We start from the raw sequence: 23,472 nt of genomic DNA, 5'->3' as shown, positions 1-23,472 counted from the left end.
TCTTATTTTTCTTTAATTGAAATTATTGAATCATCATACTAAAAATATTCTGGAAACGAGCTTCACGGAAGAGCATACGTGGAAGGGCAGAGCCTCAGCTGAGGCTCCGCCCTTCCAGCGATTACTTCTTCAACCCATCCACCACTTCATTCAGCGTGGTGCTCGGGCGCATGACCGCTGATGCCTTGGCGTCCTCCGGCTTGTAGTAGCCGCCCAGATCTGCGGGGGAGCCCTGGGCGTCCAGCAGCTCAGCCACAATCTTTTCCTCGTTGGCAGCCAGAGCCTCAGCTACCGGGGCGAACTTAGCCGCCAGGTCGGCGTCCTCACCCTGAGCAGCCAGCTCCTCAGCCCAGAACTTCGCCAGGTAGAAGTGAGAACCGCGGTTATCGATCTCGCCCACACGGCGGGAAGGCGACTTGTTCTCGTTCAAGAAAGTACCGGTCGCCTTATCCAGGGTGTCAGCCAGAACCTGGGCAGAAGCATTACCGGTGGTCTTTGCCAGGTGCTCAAAGGACGCAGCCAGGGCTAGGAACTCACCCAGGGAGTCCCAGCGCAGGTGGTTCTCTTCCAGAACCTGCTGAACGTGCTTGGGGGCAGAACCGCCAGCGCCGGTCTCAAAGAGGCCACCACCGTTAATGAGCGGAACAATGGACAGCATCTTGGCTGAGGTGCCCAATTCCAGGATGGGGAAGAGGTCGGTCAGGTAGTCACGCAGCACGTTACCGGTGACCGAAATGGTGTCCTCACCCTTGCGGATGCGGTCGATGGAGAACTGGGTTGCCTCGGCGGGAGCCAGAATTCGAATATCAAGGCCCTCAGTATCGTGCTCGGGCAGGTACTTCTCGACCTTGGCAATCAGGTTTGCGTCGTGGGCACGGTTCTTATCGAGCCAGAAGACAGCGGGGGTCTGGGAATCGCGGGCGCGGGTGACGGCCAGCTTGATCCAGTCCTGAACGGGGATGTCCTTGGTCTGGCAGGCGCGCCAGATATCACCGGCAGAAACTTCGTGTTCAATGAGAACGTCACCGGCAGAATTCACCACCTGAACCTTACCGTCCGCCTCAAGCTGGAAAGTCTTGTCGTGTGAACCGTACTCCTCAGCCTTCTGCGCCATCAGGCCCACATTGGGCACGGTGCCCATGGTGGTGGGGTCGTAGGCGCCGTTGGCGCGGCAGTCCTCGATGACGGTCTGGTAGACGCCAGCGTAGGAAGAATCGGGCAGGACGGCCAGGGTGTCAGCCTGCTGGCCTGACTCGCCCCACATCTGACCGGAGGTGCGAATCATCGCAGGCATGGAAGCGTCCACAATGACGTCCGAAGGAACGTGCAGGTTGGTGATGCCCTTGTCAGAGTTGACGTAGGCCAGCTCGGGGCCTTCCTGCAGGCCCTTGTGGATGAGCTCGCGGACGTCCTCACGGATATCCTCGGGCAGGGTGTCAATGCCGGAGATGATAGCGGCCAGGCCGTTGTTGCCGTTCAGACCGGCAGCATCCAGCTGCTCACCGTAGGTCTCAAAAAGCTCGGAGAAGTAGGCGCGCACGACGCGGCCGAAGAGGATGGGGTCAGACACCTTCATCATGGTGGCCTTCAGATGCACCGAGAAGAGCACACCCTCAGCCTTGGCGTGGGCAACCTGCTCGGCCAGGAACTTATCGAGTTCAGCCACGTTCATGTAGGTACCGTCGACGATTTCACCGGCCAGTACGGGCACGGATTCCTTGAGGACGGTCACGGTGCCGTCGGTACCGACGTGCTGGATCTTCAGGGTGTCGTCAGCCTCAATAATCACGGACTTCTCGTTAGAGAAGAAGTCATCGTGGCCCATGGTGGCGACGTTGGTCTTGGAATCTGCTGACCAGGTGCCCATGGAGTGGGGGTTCTTGCGGGCGTAGTTCTTAACAGAGAGGGGAGCACGGCGGTCTGAGTTGCCCTCGCGCAGAACCGGGTTCACAGCTGAGCCCTTGACGCGGTCGTAGCGGGCGCGGACGTCCTTATCTTCTTCGGTGACAACCTCATCGGGGTAGTCGGGGATAGCGAAGCCCTTGGCCTGCAGCTCGGCGATAGCGGCCTTGAGCTGGGGCACGGACGCTGAGATGTTGGGCAGCTTGATGATGTTGGCGTCGGGGGTCTTGGCCAGCTCGCCCAGTTCGGTCAGGGCGTCAGCGACCTGCTGGTCAGCAGGGAGGATATCGCTGAACTGGGCCAGGATACGGCCGGAGAGGGAAATGTCGCGGGTTTCTACCTCAACACCGGCGGTTGAAGCATAGGCCTCAAGAATGGGTAGGAAGGAGTAGGTCGCCAGCAGCGGAGCCTCATCGGTGTGGGTGTAGATAATCTTTGCCATGAAGGGCGTCTCCCTTGTCGCTTGTGGGCAGTTTCATTTCCAAGAATACAACGATGTGCCAGCGCTCACTAAATAAGAAGTGCCTGTGTGACAAGATAAATCGGCTACTGAGATAGGGTTACTGATATGAGCATCGATACTTCAGCCCCGATTGTTGTTTCTGCACTTGTCATTCGTAATGCCTTGGGTGAGGTGCTCACTGTTCGCAAACGCAGCACCACAGGGTTCATGCTTCCCGGCGGTAAACCTGAGCCGGGCGAAACCGCCGAAGAAACCGCTCGCCGCGAAGCTGCCGAGGATGTGAATGTGATCGATAAATGGCGTGGTTCTGCGATCGCTCTGTGGCGTGCAGGCCCGACATCGCACCGAAAGCTGTCATCTTAAACGGGGTCGCGTTACACAAAGGGGCATGAGATTTTGTATCCGATCGTGCCCTGCCCCTCACACGGCTTCACGGTCGGGAGGGAACGCCACCGCCCTGATAGCTGCGACCGTCTGTTCTTGGGTTAACGAGGAAACGTCGATGTCGGTAAACGCGCGTTGGAGCCATGCCGACTGTTGAAAGACTGGGAAATTGTTCAGCCGCCATTGCAGAGCATTAGGCTCTTCGGTGTCTTCTTCTGCGCGGCGTCGGTGTTCTACCGGGTCGATGTTCAGTACCACAGGCGTGAGTCGGATTGATGGATCAAAGTCTGAAGTAATCTCCGACCAATAGTCCTCCACCGTCACAGTCTGAGGCACAACGATGATCATAGGGCTGTCTTCCGGCAACTCCCGGAGGATAGCGTTAAGCGTAGACGCCACAAGTTTCCTCCACGCGGGCCACTCCTGGAAGTCCTGGACTGGCACCACCGGCTGAAGAACAGGCCTCAAAAGAGCCCCGATCTCTTCAGGGTCCACGATCACCGCACCGGGAACTTTCTGTGCCAACAACTTCGCTGCCGTTGTCTTGCCTGAACCGAACGTACCATTGATCCATATGACGTGTGGCTGAGTCTGCTGCATGCGTGCAGTCTACCTTTCGATACCTCTGCCTCACTCGAAGTGGTCTGCTGCCACACACGAGAAGATCATGACGCCACTAGTCGGAGAAACCGTTGACCAGCGCTTCCGGCACTACCCCCAGCTGTTCAGCCGGCTTGGGTTCTCTCATCGCTACCGTGCCCTGGGCAAAGACGAGCTGCTGTTCGTGCTGAACCGGCACTACAAGCGCCTAGGTAGAGAACTGGACCCGGAGGACTTCACAGATGCGCAAGCCATCGCCGCGATCGAGCGACTGACCCGCGGCAACTTCCGCGTAGTGGAGCGATTGTTCCCCCAGATCAAGCGGGTGTTGAAGATCAACGAGTTGGAGACCATCACCGACGATGTCATTGAGGCTGCTGCCAGCACCCTGGTCCTCGGGCACTGACGAGAACATCCTGCTGTCGTCGTGGCCTCGTACAGAGGATGTCGCTTACACCGCCGCATCCAGCATTGTCATCGCGACGGGCTCGATGTCCGCGTCGGGATACGGGCTGACCACCGAGATGAACGCCCCTCGTCGGCGCTGGCGATCCAGCACCATGTGAGCGCCGAATCCGGAGGCGTAACCGTTGTGCCACACCAGGGGTCGATCGGATCTGTCTTCAACAAACCACCCCGCCGCGACAGATTTAGTGTCATCAGTGAAGCGCACTCGGAAAGCATCCTCGTAGACACAGTCATCGGCGAGAAGGGTTGACATGACCGTGGCGAAATCATGGGCGCTTCCCCTGATCGCTCCGGCCGGTCCATAGCCTTGCCCGGTCCAGGGCAGTTGGTCAGTGCCCCACACGGTGACAGCGTTGAGGTCATGCGGGAGGTTTCGCTGTGCAGGTTGCTGAGCGCGCAGGCGTGAACACCCCAGCGGTATCGTCAGCCTGTTTCGCACCAGCGTCGGGTAGTCCGCCCCGTCGGCGGCCGCTAACGCGTGGCCCAATGCTGAGGCAGCGAGGTTGGAGTAGCTGAAGCGCCCGGCATGACGGACACGCGATCGGCGAAGTTGGTTCATCAGATCGGCGAGGTTCTCGGGTTGTGGATCACCACCTGTCAGTACAGCACTGAGCGCTCGGGCTGCTGAGCGGATTCCCCCGCCGGTGGCAGGCAGTCCTGAGGTGTGGGTCAGACAGGACTCCAAAGTCGCTTCACCGGCAGCTGTTCCGGCCAGGGGAAGGTAGTCTTCGAGCCGGTCGTGCGGTGAGATCAGCCTGGTCTGCACCATGTCGGTGTAGATCAAGCCGTTGAGGGCTTTGCTGATTGAACCGATGTGGAACGTTTTCTGCAGGTCGCACCCGATCGTGGCGATGCGAGTGCCTGCCGGGCCGACTGTGGCGAGACAGGCGGCATAGACGGGACGCTTGAGCGGCAAGGAGTTGAGTAGAAGGCCTGCCAGAGCGGTGTCACCGTCTGTCGTTGATGCGTTTGTGAGACAGGCGGGTTTCATACCTGTTCACCCTACCAGTAATGCCCCTTAAGGTGGTGTAACTCGGTGGCCGAGATCGTCTGCAGATTCGTGTTGTGCACGGATGTAGAGCGGCCACCGTGTGATCCTTCGAGTCAACCTCTTACCGAATCCTCGAATGGAGTCATCACGATGACCGCACCTCATATTGTCGACCCTGCCGGCCTTCTTGGCCAAGCCCTCGCCGACGCGTCGCCGGATCTGATGCGCGAGCTGTTGCAGACCATGATCAACGCCTTGCTGTCCGCCGATGCCGATGCCGTCTGCGGGGCGGAGTGGAACGCTCATTCTGCCGAGCGCACGAATTACCGCAATGGCTACCGCCACCGCCCGCTCGATACGCGGGTTGGCACCGTCGACGTGGCGGTGCCCAAGCTGCGGTCGGGGAGCTACTTTCCCGAGTGGCTGCTCGAGCGCCGCAAGCGTGCTGAGTCCGCGCTGATCACCGTCGTGGCGGATTGCTATCTGGCCGGAGTGTCCACCCGCCGCATGGACAAGCTGGTCAAGACCCTGGGCATCGACTCACTGTCGAAGTCGCAGGTCTCCCGCATGGCCGCCGACCTGGATGAGCAGGTCGCCGCGTTCCGGCACCGGCGCCTGGATGAGGCAGGGCCGTTCACTTTCGTCACCGCCGATGCGTTGACGATCAAGGTTCGGGAAAACAAGCAGGTCGTCAAGGCCTCAGTGCTGCTGGCCACCGGGGTCAACGGCGACGGGCACCGCGAGGTGCTGGGCATGCAAGTGGCGACCAGTGAGACCAAGGCATCGTGGAACACCTTCTTCGCCGACCTGGTCGCCCGCGGCCTGGGCGGGGTACGGCTGGTGACCTCTGATGCGCACGCCGGCCTCGTGGATGCGATCTCGGCGAATCTGCCCGGAGCCGCCTGGCAGCGCTGCCGCACCCACTACGCGGCGAACCTCATGGCGGTGTGCCCGAAGTCCATGTGGCCGGCTGTGAAGGCCATGCTGCACAGCGTCTATGACCAGCCCACCGCAGACGCCGTCAACGCCCAGTTCGACCGACTATTGGAGTACACCGAAGGCCGGCTGCCCGAGGTCGCCGACCACCTCGGTGACGCTCGAGAGGACCTGCTCGCCTTCACCACGTTCCCCGACGACGTGTGGCGGCAGATCTGGTCCAACAACCCCACCGAGCGGCTCAACCGCGAGATCCGCCGCCGCACCGACGTTGTAGGGATCTTCCCCAACCGCGACGCCATCGTCCGCCTCATCGGCGCCGTCCTGGCCGAGCAGACCGACGAATGGGCCGAAGGACGTCGCTACCTCGGCCTCGAAGTCCTGAGCAGATGCCGACTCACCCTGACCACCGACACCAGCTCGCAGACGGAGGTGAACACCGACCCACTGATGCAACTACCCGCCTGACCACCAACGAAGGATCAAAAACCAGTTACACCACTACCAGGGGCTTGACCCACCCTACCGGCGACGCGTCTCACGAGTGGACACTCTGAGGGCGCCACACAGCGATCAAGATGTCACGCCCTTTAGCGGACAAAGTCACAGCCGAGGAACTGGGCCTTGTTCTCGACAGCTATTCCTTGATGAATGTGGGTACCTACCAGGCGACGGCCCTCAACGAAACGGGGCGAACCGTCCGCGCCCATGTTTACCTCTTGGTAACTGCCGGGGGTGTTGCTGATCTAGAGCAGGCCGCGCCCAGCGCTGAAATTGAGGAAATCCGGTGGGTTCACCCCGACCCTGCGCGCGATGACCACAGCAGCCAGGCCCCACTGAATACTCAACATATTTTCCCTCTTCTCACCGGCGATGATTTTGAGGACGCCCCGGTTAGCGTGGCCCAGTATCGAGACCTAGAGGCAAAAGTTGCTGAACTCCAAAACTTGGTAGATACCCTGTACATGCAGGTGGAATTTCAGAGCCGCTTTAGCTATCAGGCGACCTGCGCTCGTGCCGGGATCAAAGGCCGCAACCTCTTTGCACTTAACACCGCTTTGGGTATTTGTCGTGACCGTATCCACGGTGCACCGCACATCATCTTTGGGGCGGCAGCCGCGGAAGAAGCCCCTATTTTGACGGCGGCAGCAGAGCAACCCCTGAACACAAGAAAAGACCTTCTGGCTATTATTCGGGTTCTTGCCCCGCACCACGCTGAGCAGATTCTAGATGCCTACCTTGGTGCAGGTATGGACGACGGAACTTTTGCTGGCTTGCCTGTCAGCTAGGAGCAATGTTAAGAAGGGGAGAGCAAATCGCTATCACCTCAACAGGCGCTGGTGATACCGTAGAGTCTATGACTGACACCACATCTAGCGAAAACAACCAGCAGAAAAACGCTGCCTACCTATCGCAGCTCATCGAACACCCCCGCATGGTCGGGCTGGCTGCAGGCCGTACCGGCGACCCGGTGCTGACCATCAATACCCTGAATAAGGACGGCGCAAAGTGGCGCCCCCGCCTCTGGGCCCTTCCCGCAGGCCAGGAGGGTAAAGCCTACCCGCTAACCGCTCCTGAGTCGGGGGCTTCCGTCCTCACCGTGACCGATGGCGGCACCCTCTACCTTGGATTAGGTAAGGACGTAGACGAGGCAGAATCCAAGAGCCTCAAGGCCGTCTACCGCCTGCCTGAGCACGGGGAACCTGAACTCGTGTTTACCTGGCCCGGGGGAGTAGAGCAGCTTGAGGTCCGGGACCGTGACGGAGAGCCCCGGTATATCTTCACCGCCAAGGCCCACCGGGGCACCCTCGAAGAGCAGGCAAAAATTCTCGATGAACGCGAGAGCTCAGGCGTCTCCGGGGTTCTTTACACCGAGTTCCCCACCCGCTTCTGGGACCACGACATGGGCACCGGCGTCCGAGCCCTTTTCGTCAAGGACGGCGAGGCCGAAGCTACCCGCCTACCTCTGCCCGGTGGCCCCCGCGCCATTATCTCTGGCTTCACCGTCAACCCGGCTGGCACCCTGGCAGCTGTGACCATGCAGACCAAGGTGCGCGGTATCCACGAACGCTACTCCACCTGGCTGGTGGACCTGGCCGGGCAGACTGAGCCCCGCCTGATCGCTGAAGCAACCGACACCCACGACTACAGTGCGGGGGCTTTCACCCCCGGCGGCCTGGGCCTGACCCTGACCGTGGCCCGACGCTGGCTGCCCGGCCAGTCCCTCAAGGTCACTGCTGCTCACTACGCCCTTGACACCGGCACCATCACCCACCTGGCCCCTGAACTCGACAGCTGGGCTGGGGACCTTGTCTGGCTCGACGACACCCGTTTCGCCTTCGCCACCGACCACCGGGGTGCCGGGGCAATTTTCACCGGCACCCTGGACGGCGACGCCCAGGCCCTGGTGGACGACGGCGCCACCCACTTCTCTGCCCTGGCCTACAACCAGGGGGCGCTCATTGCCCTGGCTGACTCCCACCAGCATTCGGCCTACCCTGTGAGGATTAACCCGGCCAGCGGCGAGGTCACCCGGATCCCTGCCCCCGTCGAGGAGTTGCGGGCCCCCGGCCGTCTCGAACGGCTGACCACCACCGCTGAAGACGGTACCCAAATCACCTCCTTCCTGGCCCTACCCGAGGGGGACGCCGACGGGCCGCGTCCGCTTGTGGTCTTTGCCCACGGCGGGCCCTGGGGCTCCTGGAACTCCTGGACCTACCGCTGGAATCCCTGGGTCTTTACCGAAGCAGGCTACGCCGTGCTCCTGCCTGACCCGGCTATTTCCACCGGCTACGGCCAGCACATGCTCGATCGCGGTGGCGACGACCTGGGCGGCACCCCCTACACCGACATCATGCAGGTGGTAGAAGAAGTATCAAAACGCCCCGATATCGACGGCAACAATGCCGCCTTTACCGGCGGATCCTACGGCGGTTTCATGACCAACTGGGTAGCAGGCCGGGCCGGAACCCGCTTCAAGTGCTACGTCACCCACGCCTCTATCTGGGATTACGGCACCATGTACTTCCTCTCAGATAACGGCATGTGGCACGAGTGGAAGATTGAGCACGGCGGAGAAGGCCATTCGATTTCTCCCTGCCACACGGCTGCAGAGATTGCAGCGCCCATGCTGGTGATCCACGGGGATAAGGACTACCGTGTGCCCATCGGCCAGGCCCACCACCTCTGGGCAGATCTGCAGCGGCACTCACCGGATCTAGGCCACAAGTATCTTTATTTCCCGGACGAGGGCCACTGGATCCTTAAGCCCGGCAACTCCCGCCTCTGGTACCGGGTCTTCACCGCCTGGCTGAACCAGCACCTGCTGGGTCAGGACTTCCAGGCCCCTGAGATTCTGGGCTAGGTGCCGCAGAAAAGACGAGGACGGCCCCGCCCACCTTTCCTCAGCCGGGAAAGGGGGCGAGGCCGTCCTTATGCTTGTACCGTCTATGATTTCCTGTCAGCCCTCAGCTGGTTACGGCGGCGCTTGATCAGGGTGAGGGTGGGGCCGATATTCATGGCGATCCAGAGCGGATTGGTAATGACCAGGAACATGAAGAGGGTCCTGAGCAGGGATTCGGCGTCTTCGGCCAGGGTGAGGTAATTGAGCCAGATGGTCACACCCACATAGATCACAGTTCCTGCCACTACCCAAATCAGGGCCAACCAAAATTCGCTAGCCGACGCCCCACCCTGGCTGTTCCAGTAGTGGCGGTAGAAGAGGCGGACGGCCCGCCAGAAGCCTACGTTCTCGGGAACTGCAGGGGCCCGGTGCTCCAACTGGGCTTGCTCATCATCGTCAAAGCCACCGAAGGCCAGGGCCTCGGGAGTATCTTCAGTCAGCACCGGAGTCTTTTGCAAACGAGTAGGCTTGTTGTGAGACATAACCTTAAGAATACAGAAGGATAGTGCTAACCATGCCGACCCTACTTCTCACCTGTTTTGGCCCCTTTCCCGGAGTGCCTGTCAATCCTTCCCAGGCCGTGGCTGAGGGCGTCCGCTCGGCTCTGGCCATCTCAGCCCCGCACCTCACCGTTGACGTCCGGGAGCTACCGGTTGAGTTCGTTGGATCGAGTAGGGCCCTTGGCCAGGCCCTCAGGGACGTGCAGCCGGATCTTGCTGTGAGCTTGGGGGTTGCTGCCGGGCGTGACAAGGTCAGCCTGGAGCGGGTTGCTATCAACCTCGATTCGGCCAGGATTCCGGATAATGCCGGGGCCCAGCTTATGGATGAGGCAATTCAGGAAGGGGGCCCAGCAGCCTACTTTTCCACCCTGCCCACCCGGGAGATTTTTGATCGGTTAGCTGCCCAGGGCCTGCCCATTGAACTCTCCTATACCGCTGGCACTTACGTGTGCAACCATGTCTTCTACGAGCTCATGCACGCAACGGCAGGTACCATCCCTGCCGGTTTTATCCATATCCCCCTCACCCACCCCGACGCCGACGGGGCGGCAGGGGCCGGGCCCGAACGTCCGTCCGTCACAGCCAGCGCGGATACCGGGGGAGTGGAAGGGGAGGACATGCCCACCCTGCCCGAGGCTCAGGTCATCGAAATAATCGAACAGGCCGTTCTTACTACACTTGCCCAGCTTTAACGCAAGACCCCGGTAACTCACGAAGTTACCGGGGCCTTATGCTAGTTGGCATGTTTGCCTGGGCGAAGGCTGGACGCCCCTGCAGCCGACTGGCTGGGGCTGGCATGAATTGGGCGAGCCCTCCAGGGCGAGACCAAGAAGGTTAGTCGGCCAAGGGGCGTCCAGCTGAAGCGATACTAGTTGCGATTCTCCAGGTAGAAACCAATCAGGCCCTGGGTTGAGGAATCCTGCTGAGCAAGAACCTCGCGGTCGCCGCCCACGGCGGGGGCAAGCTGCAGGGCCAGCTGCTTGCCGAGTTCAACACCCCACTGGTCGAAGGAGTCAATACCCCAGACAATGCCCTGGACGAAGGTGATGTGTTCGTAGAGGGCGATGAGCTGGCCCAGGACGGCAGGGGTCAGCTGGGCGGCCATGATGGAGGTGGTGGGGCGGTTACCTGAGAAGACGCGGGCTGAGACGATCTCTTCGGCGGTGCCCTCAGCGCGGACCTCGTCGGCGGTCTTGCCGAAGGCCAGGGCCTTGGTCTGGGCGAAGAAGTTGGCCAGGAAGAGCTCGTGGACGTCCTGCTCGCCGTCGCGGGTTGCGTGAACCGGGTTGGCGAAGGCGATGAAGTCGGCGGGAATCAGGCGGGTGCCCTGGTGGATGAGCTGGTAGAAGGCGTGCTGGCCGTTGGTGCCGGGCTCACCCCAGAAGACTTCACCGGTGGCGGTGGTGACGGGCTTGCCGTCCGCACGAACGGACTTGCCGTTGGACTCCATGGTCAGCTGCTGCAGGTAGGCGGGGAAGCGGTGCAGGTACTGGTCGTAGGGGAGGACGGCGTGGGTTTCAGCACCGAGGAAGTTGACGTTCCAGATGTTCAGCAGACCCATGAGGGCAGGGACGTTCTGGGCCAGGGGAGCGGTGCGGAAGTGCTCGTCCATGGCGTGGAAGCCTGCCAGGAACTGCTCGAAGACATCGGGGCCGAGCACAATGGCCAGGGGGGTGCCGATAGCAGAATCGACGGAGTAGCGCCCGCCCACCCAGTTCCAGAAGCCAAAAGCGTTCTCGGGGTTGATACCGAAGGCTTCGACCTTATCCAGGGCGGTGGAGACGGCGACGAAGTGGGCGGCAACGGCTTCCTTGTCGTCCTTACCTTCCAGGGCACCGGCCTCGCGCAGAGAGGTTAGCAACCAGTCACGGCAGACGCGGGCGTTGGTGAGGGTTTCTAGGGTGCCAAAGGTCTTGGAAGCGACGATGAAGAGGGTGGTCTCGGGATCCAGATCCTTGACTGTCTCGGCAGCGTCGGTGGGGTCGATGTTGGAGATAAAACGGGCAGTCAGGCCGGGCTGGGCGTAGGGCTTCAGGGCCTCATAGACCATGACGGGACCCAGATCGGAGCCGCCAATGCCGATGTTGACAACGGTTTCGATACGCTTGCCGGTGATACCTACCCATTCACCGGAGCGGACGCGGTCGGCAAAGTCATAAATCTTAGCGAGGACCTCGTGGACGTCGGTGTCGATGTCCTGGCCGTCAACGACGAGCTTGGGTTCCATGCCTGCGGGGCGGCGCAGGGCGGTGTGCAGGACGGCGCGGTCTTCGGTGACGTTGATGTGTTCGCCGGTAAACATGGCGGCCCGGCGCTCTTCGAGGTTAACCTCGTCAGCCAGCTGAGTCAGCAGGGCCAGGGTCTCATCGGTGATGAGGTTCTTGGAGAGATCGACGTAGAGGTCAGCTGCTGAGAAGGTGAGCTTGTCGGCGCGGGCCGGATCTGCTGCGAACCAGGCGCGAAGATCGGGGGTGAGGGCGGCCTTGTGGTCGGTGAGCTTGTTCCAGGCTGCGGTGGTGGTGGGGTCGGTGATGGCGGGGCGAGACATGGGCTCTGCCTTCCTCTCGGGAGTGGTTTTCCTTTACCTATTTTATGGCTGTTTGGTTGGTTTTGGTTCTGCTTTGGGTGTGATGGATATGGTTTTTCGGCTTTTCTTGTGGGGTCTTGGTGGGGAGATAGGAGCTGGACGGGTGGGGGTGGACTGGGATGGCCGGGGTAGGGAAAATATCCATGCTGATAATCAGTGGTGTTATTATTGGTTTAAGGCAGGCAGGTGCTGCCCTGGTTACTCGTGCGCCCTGGTCGTCATGCGACACGGCCCAGATCCGCTAGGTACCAGCCCCAGCACCTGCCTCGACGGAAGGCGCGACGGTTCAAAACAACTGCCGCAGAAATCGTCCTGCCCACATACGTGGTCGAATACAAAACACGAAGAAGACTCAGAAACTAGAGGTATTTCCATGAACAAAAGCAAAACCCTGACTCCGCCCGGCACCGGGCCCGACCTGAGAAAGGGAGATATCGACCGGGCAACCAAAGCCAACATGCGCGAAGGCAACCTAGCCCCCAAAGTCTTCATCCCCGCCGCCGTCATCATGGCAATCTTCATCGGGCTGACCCTGGCCTTTCCCACCAAAACCAAGGCCCTCTTCGACGCCCTGCAGGCCGACGTCATCAACTACTTTGGCTGGTACTACGTCGCCATCGTCGCCTTCTTCGTTATTTTTGCCCTCTACCTGGGCTTCTCCCGCATGGGCGATATCAAACTGGGTGAGGACGACGACGAACCCGCCTACCCCTTTATGACCTGGTTTGCCTTCCTCTTTGCCGCCGGTATGGGCATCGGCCTGGTCTTCTACGGGGCCACCGAACCCCTCATGCATTACGTTGATCCCCGCCCCGGCGTCGGCAACGGAACCAGCGAGCAAATAGCCCAAGCCGCCATGAGCCAGTCCTTCCTGCACTGGGGTCTGCATCCCTGGGCTATCTACGTCATTGTGGGTCTGGCCATTGCCTATGCCACCCACCGCCTCAAACTGCCCCTGTCTATCCGCTACTCCCTCAAGCCCCTGCTGGGCGACCGGGTCAAGGGGGCAGCAGGTGACATCATTGACGTTGTCGCCCTCGTCGGCACCCTTTTTGGCGTTGCTACCTCCCTGGGTCTGGGCGTCATGCAGATTGCCGCAGGCCTGGGCTATATGAACATCCCTGCCCAGGGGAATACCTGGCTGGTCGGCATCATCGTGGTGCTCATGGGCATCACCCTTTTCTCGGTCGTCACCGGCCTGGAAAAAGGCATGAAATGGCTTTCCAACGGCAACCTGGCCCTTGCTGCGATCCTCTGCATCTTCGTCCTGCTGGCTGGCCCCACCCTCTTCCTCTTCCGCAACTTTGTAGGCTCCATTGGCAACTACCTGCAAAACGTCGTCGCCATGACTTTTGAAACCCTGGCCCTCTATGGGGTGGACGGGGAGCAGTTCCAGGCAGCCTGGACCACCTTCTACTGGGGCTGGTGGATCTCCTGGTCGCCCTTCGTCGGCATGTTCATTGCCCGTGTCTCTAAGGGACGTTCCGTGCGGGAGTTCGTCACCGGCGTCCTGCTGGTACCTGCCCTGACCTCCTTCTTCTGGTTCTCTGTGCTGGGCGGTACCGCCCTACACCAGGAACTCTTTGGCACAGGCGCCAGCCTGGTCAGCGAAGACGGTAGCGTATCAGCTGAAAACGCCCTCTTCCAGATGTTCCACAACCTCCCCGGCGGAGCCGTGCTCACCTTGGGGGCAGTCATCCTGATTACGGTCTTCTTTGTGACCTCAGCAGACTCCGGGGCCCTGGTGCTCGGTATGCTCTCCACCAACGGGTCCCCCGAACCCAAGACCTGGATCAGGGTCTTCTGGGTGCTGGTGGCAGCCGCAACCGCTATTTCCCTCATCGTCATCGGCGGGACTGAATCGCTCTCAGCCATCCAGACCGTCGCCATTCTTACCGCCCTGCCCTTCTCCGTGGTTATCCTGCTCATGTGCCTCTCCCTCTACAAGGCCCTGAGTGTTGAACACCGCCTCTTCGTGCGTGCCCAGCGCCGCAGCGCCCGCCAGGAAATCCACGCCTCGGTTGCCTCCCATGTTGAAAACCGGGTCAACAAGATGATGGACGAAGGGGTCGAAGACCGCGTCAGCGCAGCCGTAGGGGCCGCCGTTGGCGAACACCTCGAAGAGCGCCTCGATACCCACCTTGAAGCCGCCCTGGGCGAAGTCGTCGACAAGGCCGTAGAAGCCAAGGTAGAAGAAGCCGTTGACTCGGCGGTGGAAAGCGCCGTTGAAGCCAAGGTGGAAGAAGCCGTAGAAAAGGCTGTTGATGAGGTCTCCCTGCAGGTTTCAGCCAACACCGCCGCCATTGAGCAGATCCGCACAGCCACCGGGTCCCTGCCCATCATCACCCCCAACCACAAAACCAGCACCGACAAGGACGCCTAACCCCACAGTCAGGTGATTCCGCCCGGTGCCGCACCCGGCCCTTGAGCCTAACTCCGGCCCCCGCCCCCTATCAAAAGCTAGGGACGCGGGGGCCGCCCTTTCGGCGAGGACCGGTAGGTTCCTGAGCAGCTTGGTAGGGAACCAGGGCGCAGGTGGATGGGGGAGGGGGGAGAGCGGCCTCTAGTGTGGCGCACAAGATAGCAGCTCATTTGGGGGCTGCCGGTATAATCGAAGCGAAAGCCCTGTGCGCAGATGCCGAACATTCGGCAGGTAAGCCGCGCACCGGCGTCCTTATCCCCAACAGTTAAGCGAGAAACTTTCCGCATGTCTGAAACTCAGAAGACCGCCTCACGCAGCGATCTGCGAAACGTAGCAATCGTAGCCCACGTTGACCACGGCAAGACCACCATCGTTGACGCGATGCTCAAGCAGACCAACGCCTTCTCGGCCCACGCTGACGTCGAAGACCGCGTCATGGACTCCGGTGACCTTGAAAAGGAAAAGGGCATTACCATTCTGGCCAAGAACACCACCGTGTTCTATTCCGGCCCCTCCGCCAATGGCGAAGAAATCACCATTAACGTCATCGACACCCCCGGCCACGCAGACTTCGGTGGCGAGGTTGAACGCGGCCTGTCCATGGTTGACGGTGTCGTTCTGCTTGTTGACTCATCCGAAGGTCCCCTGCCCCAGACCCGCTTCGTCCTCCGCAAGGCCCTGGCCGCTAAGCTCCCCGTTATCCTGGTCGTCAACAAGGTTGACCGACCCGACGCCCGCATCGACGAGGTCGTGGGCGAATCCATGGACCTGCTCCTGGGCCTGGCCGGCGACCTGGCCGATGAGGTACCCGACCTGGACGTCGACGCCCTGCTCAACGTCCCTGTTGTCTACGCTTCCGGCAAGGCTGGTGCTGCCTCCTTGAACCAGCCCGCAGACGGCTCCCTGCCTGACAACGACAATCTTGAACCCCTCTTCAAGACCATCCTGGAGCACGTCCCTGCCCCCACCTATGACCCCAACGAGGTCCTGCAGGCTCACGTGACCAACCTGGACTCTTCCCCCTTCCTGGGCCGCCTGGCTCTGCTGCGTATCTTTAACGGCACCCTCAAGAAGGGCCAGACCGTTGCCTGGGTACGTCAGGACGGCGAAACCAAGAACGTCCGTATCTCCGAACTGCTGGCTACCAAGGCCCTGGAGCGCGTTCCCGCCGAGTCTGCTGGCCCCGGCGAAATCGTCGCTGTTGCCGGTATCGAAGACATCACTATCGGTGAAACCCTCACCGACCCTGAAAACCCCAAGCCCCTGCCCCTGATTAAGGTGGACGACCCGGCTATCTCCATGACCATCGGTATCAACACCTCACCCCTGGCCGGTAAGGTCAAGGGCGCTAAGGTGACCGCCCGCCAGGTCAAGGACCGCCTCGACAAGGAACTGATCGGTAACGTCTCCCTCAAGGTTCTTCCCACCGAGCGTCCTGACGCCTGGGAAGTCCAGGGCCGAGGCGAACTCGCCCTGGCAATCCTAGTTGAGCAGATGCGCCGCGAAGGCTTCGAGCTGACCGTCGGCAAGCCCCAGGTTGTTACCAAGACCATCGACGGCAAGGTTCACGAGCCCATGGAGCACATGATTATTGATGTGCCCGAAGAATTCCTGGGCGCCGTGACCCAGCTCATGGCAGCTCGCAAGGGCCGCATGGAAAACATGGCCAACAACGGCACCGGCTGGGTCCGCATGGAATTTGCCGTACCCGCCCGCGGCCTGATCGGCTTCCGCACCAAGTTCCTTACCGAAACCCGCGGTGCCGGTATCTCCTCGTCCTACTCCACCGGTTACGAGCCCTGGGCTGGCGACATCGACTACCGCTCCAACGGCTCCATGATCTCTGACCGCGCGGGCGTCGTCACCCCCTACGCCATCATCGGCCTGCAGGAACGTGGCACCATCTTCGTTGAACCCACCTCAGAGGTCTATGAGGGCATGATCATCGGCGAAAACTCCCGCGCCGACGACATGGAAGTCAACATCACCCGCGAGAAGAAGCTCACCAACATGCGCTCTTCAACCGCTGATAACTTCGAAAACATGACCCCTCCCAAGAAGCTCACCCTGGAAGAGTCCCTGGAATGGGCCCGCGAGGACGAATGTGTTGAGGTCACCCCCGAAGCCATCCGTATCCGCAAGGTCATCCTGGATTCCAATGAGCGCGTGCGTGAAGCCCGCCGCCGCGCCAAGGCCTAAGCCCTAGCCCTCAGGGCTACATAGCAAGTCTCGGCCCCACCCCAGCTTGGGGGTGGGGCCGAGACTTTTTGTTTCAAGGCCAGGTGGCTTGTTCCTGGTCCAAAGTTGGGTAAAGAAGAGCCGGACGGCCCCGCCTCCCTTGAGGCAGGTCCGTCCGGCTATAGCTTGGCTCAGGGAACCCTACTTGAGGCGGCGGGTGCCCTGCCGCTCGTTCCAGACAAAATGGGCTCCAGAGCTCAGGCGGAGGTGCATGTTGCCATCGGCCTCCCGGCGCTCATCATGGATGGGGAAGCCCAGCTGCTGGTGGTAACCGGCCCGTACCCAGGCATCACGCAGGGCACCACCGGTTACAACCGCAGTGGTACCAGTGTTCGGGGCCCAGTACAGGGACTCACCCTTCTCAAAACGAACCACTGCCCCAGAACCAACCGCTACTTCATCGGTAATGGGGAAACCATAGCGGGCAGTGTTCTTATTCCAGTGACCATCAATACCACCCCAGGCCACCATAGTGTGAAGGCCAGTGTAATTTGACCAGTAAACAGCGGTGTTCTTGCCGCTGGGGTGACGGAAGATCTGTTCAGCGCCGTAAGACATCGGGCGGTCCTCGGTCAGGGGGAAGCCCCACCCGGTTTCATAGCCGGTCTGGGCAAAACGATCCCCGATAGCGCCCCTCCAGTAGATTGAGTGGGCGCCGGTGCCCGGGTGCCAGTAGACGTGGTAACCGTTATCGAAGGCCTGGGCCACGCCCCCGAGCTGAACCCCGTACTCATTGGTCAGGGGCTGCTTCAAGGCGCGATAGTTCTGAAGGTAGAAACCGCCGATACCGCCCTTCAAAGTGTAAAGACCCCGGGTAGCTGTACTGGATGTAGCACCAAGGGGGCGGTAGCGCGGGTTCAGGGCCAGACGTTTGAGATCATCCATGGTGCCGTTAAAAACGTTAGAGTCCCCAGCATAAGGCCCAGAATCACTAAACTGCCACAGATCATAGGTACTGTAGCCCACAGGCATAGGGCCAACAGTCGGCTGGTAACGGGCCAGATGAAGCGGCATAAAAGACAGCTCAGTTAAGGAACCATTCAGGCAGCTATTAACCCAACCAGTTGCTGTATACAGCAGAGGGTAACGGCCAGTCAGCTGACGGTAGGTCGCCGCAAATTCCTTAGCCCAGGCAGTCAGCTGGGCCGGGGTCATATCAAAACAAATATCGCCGTCACTCAGATAAGGATTCCACTCAAGATCAAGCATGCCCGGCAGGGTCTTACCATCCTGGGTCCACTTCTGACTGTTCGCCACAAAATACCGGGCCTGCTCAGCACCAGAACTATCAGACGGCACCGCGAAATGATACACCCCGCGCAGCATACCGACGCTACCTGCGCCGTCATACTGCTCCTTCTGCCGAGGATTCACATACCAATTCGACTCAGTAGCCTTAACAATGGCAAACCGGGAACCATCCGCATAGTTCTGACTCCAGTCAACAGTCTTCTGATGACTCGACACGTCCATCCCGTACACGCCCAAACCACCCGGCAAAGTCGGCACAGGATTCGCTGCAGCACGGCCAAAAGACGAAACAGAACCGTCCTCAAGAACCTCATAGGCGCCAGCACCCATCTTCGCCTCACCATAAGGAATCTGCCCCTCAGGGGAAGGACGGACAGAAGCCACACCAGCAGCAGGCGACGACTCGCCCTCCACCGCAGTAGCCGGAACCGGTGACAAAAAACTACACGACAAGACAACCAGGGCAGTCAAAACCCCGGCCTTCCACCCAAACTGAGTACTCATAAAACCCTTAAACGCCCCACCGGAAAACCCGGTAAGACTCCTCTATAAATATGTGATGGACCGCTCATCATCATAAACTATCCGCAAAACCCAGCTAAACCCAAGTATCAGCAGATAAAATGACGCTCGAACCCCACCCTACCGTTCACCGCAACTCCAGCAAAGAAGACATGGAAACCACCCCTTATTACCCCACCCCAGGGCAACACACCGACCCCCACGCCGCCACCACCCTGCTGCCAGCAGGACTCACCCCCCACGACGCCACCGTCCTCTTTGTCCACGCCCACCCCGACGACGAATCGTCCTCAACCGGGGCAACCATCGGGGCACTCGCCGACCAAGGAGCCACCCTCCACCTCCTCACCATGACCCGCGGTGAACTCGGAGAAGTCATCGACCCCGCCCTCAAACACCTCGAACACAACCACCCCGGAACCACAGACCACGGCGACGCCCTCGGCCACCTCCGAACCACAGAACTCACCGCCGCCATCAAAGCCCTCGGAATCCACCACAACACCTACCTCGGCCAAGGCCCCAGCGCCCTCCCCGGCGAACGCACCCACTACCGCGACTCCGGCATGGCCTGGGGCAAGGACGGACGCGCCACCGCCAACCCCGCCTCACCCGAAGACTCCCTCACCCGCCTACCCATCACCCCCCAAGCCGAAGCCATCGCAGCCGTCATCCGAGAAACCCACCCCGACATCGTCGTCACCTACGACGCCGACGGCGGCTACGGCCACCCCGACCACAAACGAACCCACGAAGCAACCCTCGCCGCAATCCGCATGCTCGAAGGCACCCCCTACACCCCCAGCCTCGTCTGGGGCATCGAAGGAGACCCCAACCCCACAGACCAGCGCCCCCAAGCCGTCATCACCGGCAACCTCGCCCGCAAACGCGAAGCCATGCGAGCCCACGCCACCCAAATCACCATCACCAGCGACACCACCTTCGAATACTCCAACAAAGTAAGCCAACCCATCAGCCCCACCGAAACCTACCGACTCCTCTGGGCCAAACCCGGCCACACCCCCCAAACAAAAACACCAACCACACCAGAACCCACCCACCAGGCCCCCGGCACAACCAACACCATCATCACCTCCATCGCCCTCGGCCTCATCGCAGGCTTCGCCGGAACCATGTACCACGCCCACATCCTCTACCTCGGCACCTTCTGGATCCCCTGGGGCGCACTCATCGCAACCCTCACCATCTACTTCGCCTCAACCTGGGCAGCCATCCACACCCAAAAAAACTGGGCAGCAGCCCTCGTCGGAACAAGCGCCTTCCTCCTCACAGGACTCTTCGCCACCGCCAAAACAAGCTCCATGCTCGTCTACCTCAACCCCATCAACCCCATCGGAATAGCAGGCACCATCTGGGGGCTCGGCACCCTCACCGCCGCAACCCTCGCCATCATCAGCGCCACCCGCTACCACCGCACCAAAGCATAACTATTCCCTCAATCACAAAAATCCACCCCCACCCGGCGAAACAGATAAACTAGACCACAGCTAACCCCCATCCACCACGCAACGGAGCGCCCCACCAGAAAGGCAACCATGACCTACATCATCGCCCAACCCTGCGTCGACGTAAAAGACCGCGCCTGCGTCGAAGAATGCCCCGTCGACTGCATCTACGAAGGCGAACGCTCCCTCTACATCCACCCCGACGAATGCGTCGACTGCGGCGCCTGCGAACCCGTCTGCCCCGTCGAAGCCATCTACTACGAAGACGACGTCCCCGAAGAATGGGAAGACTACACAGCAGCCAACGCAGAGTTCTTTGACGACCTGGGCTCACCTGGCGGCGCTGCCCGCCTGGGCAAAATCGCCAAGGACGCCCCCATGATCGCAGCCCTGCCCCCGCAAAACCAGTAGAAGAGCGCAGGGCCGCCTGGTGAGCCCATTCCGGGAAAAATTATTTTCCTCGCGCGCTCGGAATTTTTCCCTCCATCCTGGCGGCGCTGCCCGCCTGGGCAAAATCGCCAAGGACGCCCCCATGATCGCAGCCCTGCCCCCGCAAAACCAGGACTAAAACTAGCCAACATTCCAGGCACAAGGAGCGAGTATCTCGTGAGATACTCGCTCCTTTAGTTATATTCAAAGGCTTACACTAGAAAACAAACATCATCACAAGAGAAAGCGAACCATGCGCGAATACGGCCTCAACCTGCCCGACTACCCCTGGGACACCATGGCCCCCTACCGGGCCATCGCAGAACAACACCCCGACGGCGTCGTCAACCTCTCCATCGGCACCCCCGTCGACCCCACCCCAACCGTCATCCGGGAAGCCCTCGCGGGTGCTACCGACGCCCACGGCTACCCCACCACCCACGGCACCATCACCCTGCGTCAAGCCATCGTAGACTGGTTCGCCCGCCGCCGCGGCGTCCCAAACCTCACCGTCGACCAGGTCATGCCCACCATCGGCTCAAAAGAACTCGTAGCCTGGTTGCCCTTCCTCCTCGGCCTGGGGGAGGGGGACATCGTTGTCCGCCCCACCGTCGCCTACCCCACCTATGACATCGGCGCCCAACTCGCCGGGGCCACACCCATCGCCGCTGACACCCTGGACGAACTCGACGATGCCACCCGAGACCGCGTCCGCCTCGTCTGGGTTAACTCACCAGCCAACCCCACCGGCATTGTGCGCGATGTTAACGAGCTCAAAAAGATCGTGGACGACGCCCGCGCCCTGGGTGCCGTCGTCGCCTCCGACGAATGTTACGCCGAACTCGGCTGGGGGGAATGGGACGTCCAACGCGGCGGCCAGGCCGTACCCTCCATCCTCGATCCCCGAGTCTGCGGAAACACCCAAGACCTGGTGCTAGCCGCCTACTCTCTCTCAAAACAGTCAAACTTCGCAGGCTACCGGGGAGCCTTCCTCGCCGGCGACCCCACCATCATGGCCAACCTGGTCAACTCCCGTAAGCACGCTGGCATGATCGTGCCCGCCCCCGTCCAGGTAGCCATGACCGCAGCCCTACAGGACGACGCCCACGTCGAAGCACAAAAAGACCTCTACCGGGCCCGCCGCGAAATCCTCCTGCCCGCCCTACAGGCCTTCGGCCTCACCGTCGAAAACTCAGAAGCAGGCCTCTACCTCTGGGCAACCGCCGGGGAAGACACCTGGGCAACCGTGCAACGCTTCGCCGAGAAGGGAATCATCATCGGCCCCGGCGTCTTCTACGGGGAAGCCGGACACGGCTACGTCCGAATCGCCCTGACAGGATCAGACGCCGACATTGCAGCAGCCGCCCAGCGCCTGACCGCACAATAAAAAGCACCCCTGTCAAATAAGAGGCGCTACATGCCGTAATGTAGGCCACCTAATGAAACCTGATGTGACCTCGCACATCAACTCCTGTAATGTGGTGCATAACATGACCTGCGTGCGTGTGTTGGGTGTCCTCCCACACTGACGGGCACCCAACACCCACAGCATCACACCACGCGATACGAAGCGCGTAGCCTCGTAAGACATGGAGGAACACAATGACAGAGAACAAGGCCCTGCTGAGCTATGACGGCAAAGAACTGCCCCTGCCTGCAGTGGAAGCAACCGAAGGTAATGGTGCCTTCGATGTTGCTGGCATGCTCAAAGAAACCGGCAAGGTAGCCTACGACCCCGGCTTCATGAACACAGCAAACGCCAAGTCAGCCATTACCTACATTGATGGCGACGCCGGCATCCTGCGTTACCGGGGCTACCCCATCGAAGAACTGGCCGAAAAATCCAGCTTCATTGAGGTCGCCTACCTCCTCATCTACGGGGAACTCCCCACCCCCGACCAGCTTGAAGAATTCGACCTCATGATTCGCCGCCACACCATGGTGCATGAGGACTTCAAGTTCTTCTTCCGAGGCTTCCCCCGCGACGCCCACCCCATGGCAGTGCTCGCTTCGAGCGTCTCAGCCATGTCAACCTTCTACCCCGACTCCCTCGACCCCTTCGACCCCCGCCAGGTAGAAGTCTCCACCTTCCGCCTGCTCTCCAAGGTGCCCACCCTAGCCGCCTATGCCTACAAGAAGTCCAAGGGCGAGCCGTCCATCTACCCCAAGAACGAGCTCAACTACACCGAGAACTTCCTCCGCATGTGCTTCGGATTCCCCACCGAGGAATACGAAGTCAACCCCCTGCACGCCAAGGCCCTTGACCTCCTGCTGCTACTCCACGCAGACCACGAGCAGAACTGCTCAACCTCAACCGTGCGCCTGGTCGGCTCCTCCAACGCCAACATGTTCGCCTCCGTCTCAGCTGGCATCAACGCCCTCTACGGCCCCCTGCACGGCGGCGCCAACGAGGCCGTCCTGAAAATGCTCAACCAGATCCAGCAGCAGGGCCTCACCCCCGAAGAATTCATGGAAAAGGTCAAGCGCAAGGAAGACGGCGTTCGCCTCATGGGCTTCGGCCACCGCGTCTACAAGAACTACGACCCGCGTGCCCGCATCGTCAAGAAGACCGCCGACGAAATCCTCGAATCCATCGGTGGCAACTCAGAACTCTTCGACATCGCCATGCGCCTCGAAGAAAAGGCCCTCAACGACGACTACTTCATCGAACGTAAGCTCTACCCCAACGTAGACTTCTACACCGGCCTGATCTACAAGGCCATGGGCTTCCCCGAACACATGTTCACCGTCCTCTTCGCCCTGGGCCGCCTCCCCGGCTGGATCGCCCAATGGACCGAAGGCGTCCAGGACCCCGACCGCAAGATCGGCCGCCCCCGTCAGGTCTACATCGGCGAAAACGAACGCCACTACCCCCAGCGATAACCTGCCAAACGGCAAAAACTAAGCCCC

The 23,472-nt window shown here is 60.7% G+C and carries 17 protein-coding genes and 1 pseudogene; 12 read left to right on the top strand and 6 right to left on the bottom strand.

All coding sequences use genetic code 11. The features are described 5' to 3' along the window. Positions 1–121: 121 nt before the first annotated feature. Positions 122–2,344 (bottom strand): NADP-dependent isocitrate dehydrogenase, encoded by a 2,223-nt coding sequence (locus L7A15_RS02220; RefSeq protein WP_237212265.1) that lies wholly within the window; start codon positions 2,342–2,344, stop codon positions 122–124. 126 nt (positions 2,345–2,470) lie between these two features. Here L7A15_RS02220 and L7A15_RS02215 point away from each other — a divergent pair, with 126 nt between their 5' ends. Next, a complete protein-coding gene (locus L7A15_RS02215; RefSeq protein ID WP_237212264.1) occupies positions 2,471–2,728 on the top strand; it encodes an NUDIX domain-containing protein in 258 nt (85 codons plus the stop codon). Positions 2,729–2,785: 57 nt separating this feature from the next. Here L7A15_RS02215 and L7A15_RS02210 read toward each other — a convergent pair whose 3' ends face one another. Next, positions 2,786–3,349 carry a hypothetical protein gene (locus tag L7A15_RS02210; protein WP_185174883.1) on the bottom strand — a complete coding sequence of 188 codons (564 nt, stop codon included), beginning with the start codon at positions 3,347–3,349 and terminating at the stop codon, positions 2,786–2,788. Between the two features lie 91 nt (positions 3,350–3,440). Here L7A15_RS02210 and L7A15_RS02205 point away from each other — a divergent pair. Next, positions 3,441–3,755: pseudogene (locus tag L7A15_RS02205) on the top strand (AAA family ATPase); the annotation flags it as partial. Between the two features lie 45 nt (positions 3,756–3,800). On the opposite strand, the gene L7A15_RS02200 reads toward L7A15_RS02205, so the two are convergent. Next, positions 3,801–4,808 carry a serine hydrolase domain-containing protein gene (locus L7A15_RS02200; protein WP_237189320.1) on the bottom strand — a complete coding sequence of 336 codons (1,008 nt, stop codon included), beginning with the start codon at positions 4,806–4,808 and terminating at the stop codon, positions 3,801–3,803. Positions 4,809–4,958: 150 nt separating this feature from the next. Between L7A15_RS02200 and L7A15_RS02195 the strand changes: the two genes are divergently transcribed. From L7A15_RS02195 to L7A15_RS02185, 3 genes are all read left to right on the top strand, one after another. Further along, entirely contained in the window at positions 4,959–6,212 is a 1,254-nt protein-coding gene (locus L7A15_RS02195) for an IS256 family transposase (protein ID WP_237189321.1), read from the top strand. A gap of 110 nt (positions 6,213–6,322) precedes the next feature. Beyond that, on the top strand, positions 6,323–7,033 hold the full coding sequence (locus L7A15_RS02190) for a hypothetical protein (RefSeq protein WP_237189322.1): 711 nt from the start codon (positions 6,323–6,325) through the stop codon (positions 7,031–7,033). Between the two features lie 68 nt (positions 7,034–7,101). Continuing rightward, positions 7,102–9,108: an alpha/beta hydrolase family protein gene (locus tag L7A15_RS02185; RefSeq protein ID WP_237189323.1), complete on the top strand. Its 2,007-nt coding sequence runs from the start codon at positions 7,102–7,104 to the stop codon at positions 9,106–9,108. Positions 9,109–9,191: 83 nt separating this feature from the next. Here the strand turns inward: L7A15_RS02185 and L7A15_RS02180 are convergent, their stop codons facing one another. Then, positions 9,192–9,629: a hypothetical protein gene (locus tag L7A15_RS02180; protein WP_237189324.1), complete on the bottom strand. Its 438-nt coding sequence runs from the start codon at positions 9,627–9,629 to the stop codon at positions 9,192–9,194. Positions 9,630–9,661: 32 nt separating this feature from the next. Here L7A15_RS02180 and L7A15_RS02175 point away from each other — a divergent pair, with 32 nt between their 5' ends. Continuing rightward, positions 9,662–10,339 (top strand): pyroglutamyl-peptidase I, encoded by a 678-nt coding sequence (locus L7A15_RS02175; protein WP_237189325.1) that lies wholly within the window; start codon positions 9,662–9,664, stop codon positions 10,337–10,339. A 176-nt stretch (positions 10,340–10,515) separates the two neighbouring features. Here the strand turns inward: L7A15_RS02175 and pgi are convergent, their stop codons facing one another. Continuing rightward, positions 10,516–12,195 carry a glucose-6-phosphate isomerase gene (gene pgi, locus L7A15_RS02170; protein WP_237212263.1) on the bottom strand — a complete coding sequence of 560 codons (1,680 nt, stop codon included), beginning with the start codon at positions 12,193–12,195 and terminating at the stop codon, positions 10,516–10,518. A gap of 412 nt (positions 12,196–12,607) precedes the next feature. Here pgi and L7A15_RS02165 point away from each other — a divergent pair, with 412 nt between their 5' ends. Together L7A15_RS02165 and typA are read left to right on the top strand one after the other, a co-directional pair. Continuing rightward, a complete protein-coding gene (locus tag L7A15_RS02165; RefSeq protein ID WP_237212262.1) occupies positions 12,608–14,617 on the top strand; it encodes a BCCT family transporter in 2,010 nt (669 codons plus the stop codon). 324 nt (positions 14,618–14,941) lie between these two features. Further along, a complete protein-coding gene (gene typA, locus L7A15_RS02160) occupies positions 14,942–16,855 on the top strand; it encodes a translational GTPase TypA (RefSeq protein ID WP_237212261.1) in 1,914 nt (637 codons plus the stop codon). 180 nt (positions 16,856–17,035) lie between these two features. On the opposite strand, the gene L7A15_RS02155 is transcribed toward typA, so the two are convergent. Next, a complete protein-coding gene (locus tag L7A15_RS02155; protein WP_237208024.1) occupies positions 17,036–18,649 on the bottom strand; it encodes a GH25 family lysozyme in 1,614 nt (537 codons plus the stop codon). A 170-nt stretch (positions 18,650–18,819) separates the two neighbouring features. Between L7A15_RS02155 and L7A15_RS02150 the strand changes: the two genes are divergently transcribed. The 4 genes from L7A15_RS02150 to L7A15_RS02135 all read left to right on the top strand — a co-directional run bounded on the left by L7A15_RS02150 (position 18,820) and on the right by L7A15_RS02135 (position 23,445). Next, complete coding sequence (locus L7A15_RS02150) at positions 18,820–20,115, top strand: PIG-L family deacetylase (RefSeq protein ID WP_237208023.1); 1,296 nt, start codon at positions 18,820–18,822, stop codon at positions 20,113–20,115. A gap of 108 nt (positions 20,116–20,223) precedes the next feature. Continuing rightward, positions 20,224–20,544, top strand: a complete 321-nt coding sequence (gene fdxA / locus L7A15_RS02145; protein ID WP_237189581.1) for a ferredoxin — start codon at positions 20,224–20,226, stop codon at positions 20,542–20,544. 271 nt (positions 20,545–20,815) lie between these two features. Then, the gene (dapC, locus tag L7A15_RS02140; protein ID WP_237208022.1) at positions 20,816–21,949 is read left to right on the top strand and encodes a succinyldiaminopimelate transaminase; all 1,134 of its coding nucleotides are present in this window, start codon (positions 20,816–20,818) and stop codon (positions 21,947–21,949) included. A gap of 215 nt (positions 21,950–22,164) precedes the next feature. Next, positions 22,165–23,445: a citrate synthase gene (locus L7A15_RS02135; protein ID WP_237189584.1), complete on the top strand. Its 1,281-nt coding sequence runs from the start codon at positions 22,165–22,167 to the stop codon at positions 23,443–23,445. Positions 23,446–23,472: the final 27 nt, after the last annotated feature.

Origin of the sequence: Rothia nasimurium, from assembly GCF_928391935.1 — a bacterium.
GTDB classification, from domain to species: domain Bacteria; phylum Actinomycetota; class Actinomycetes; order Actinomycetales; family Micrococcaceae; genus Rothia; species Rothia nasimurium_D.
Note: the sequence above shows the minus strand (reverse complement) of the source record. Positions and strands in the feature narration are given on the sequence as shown.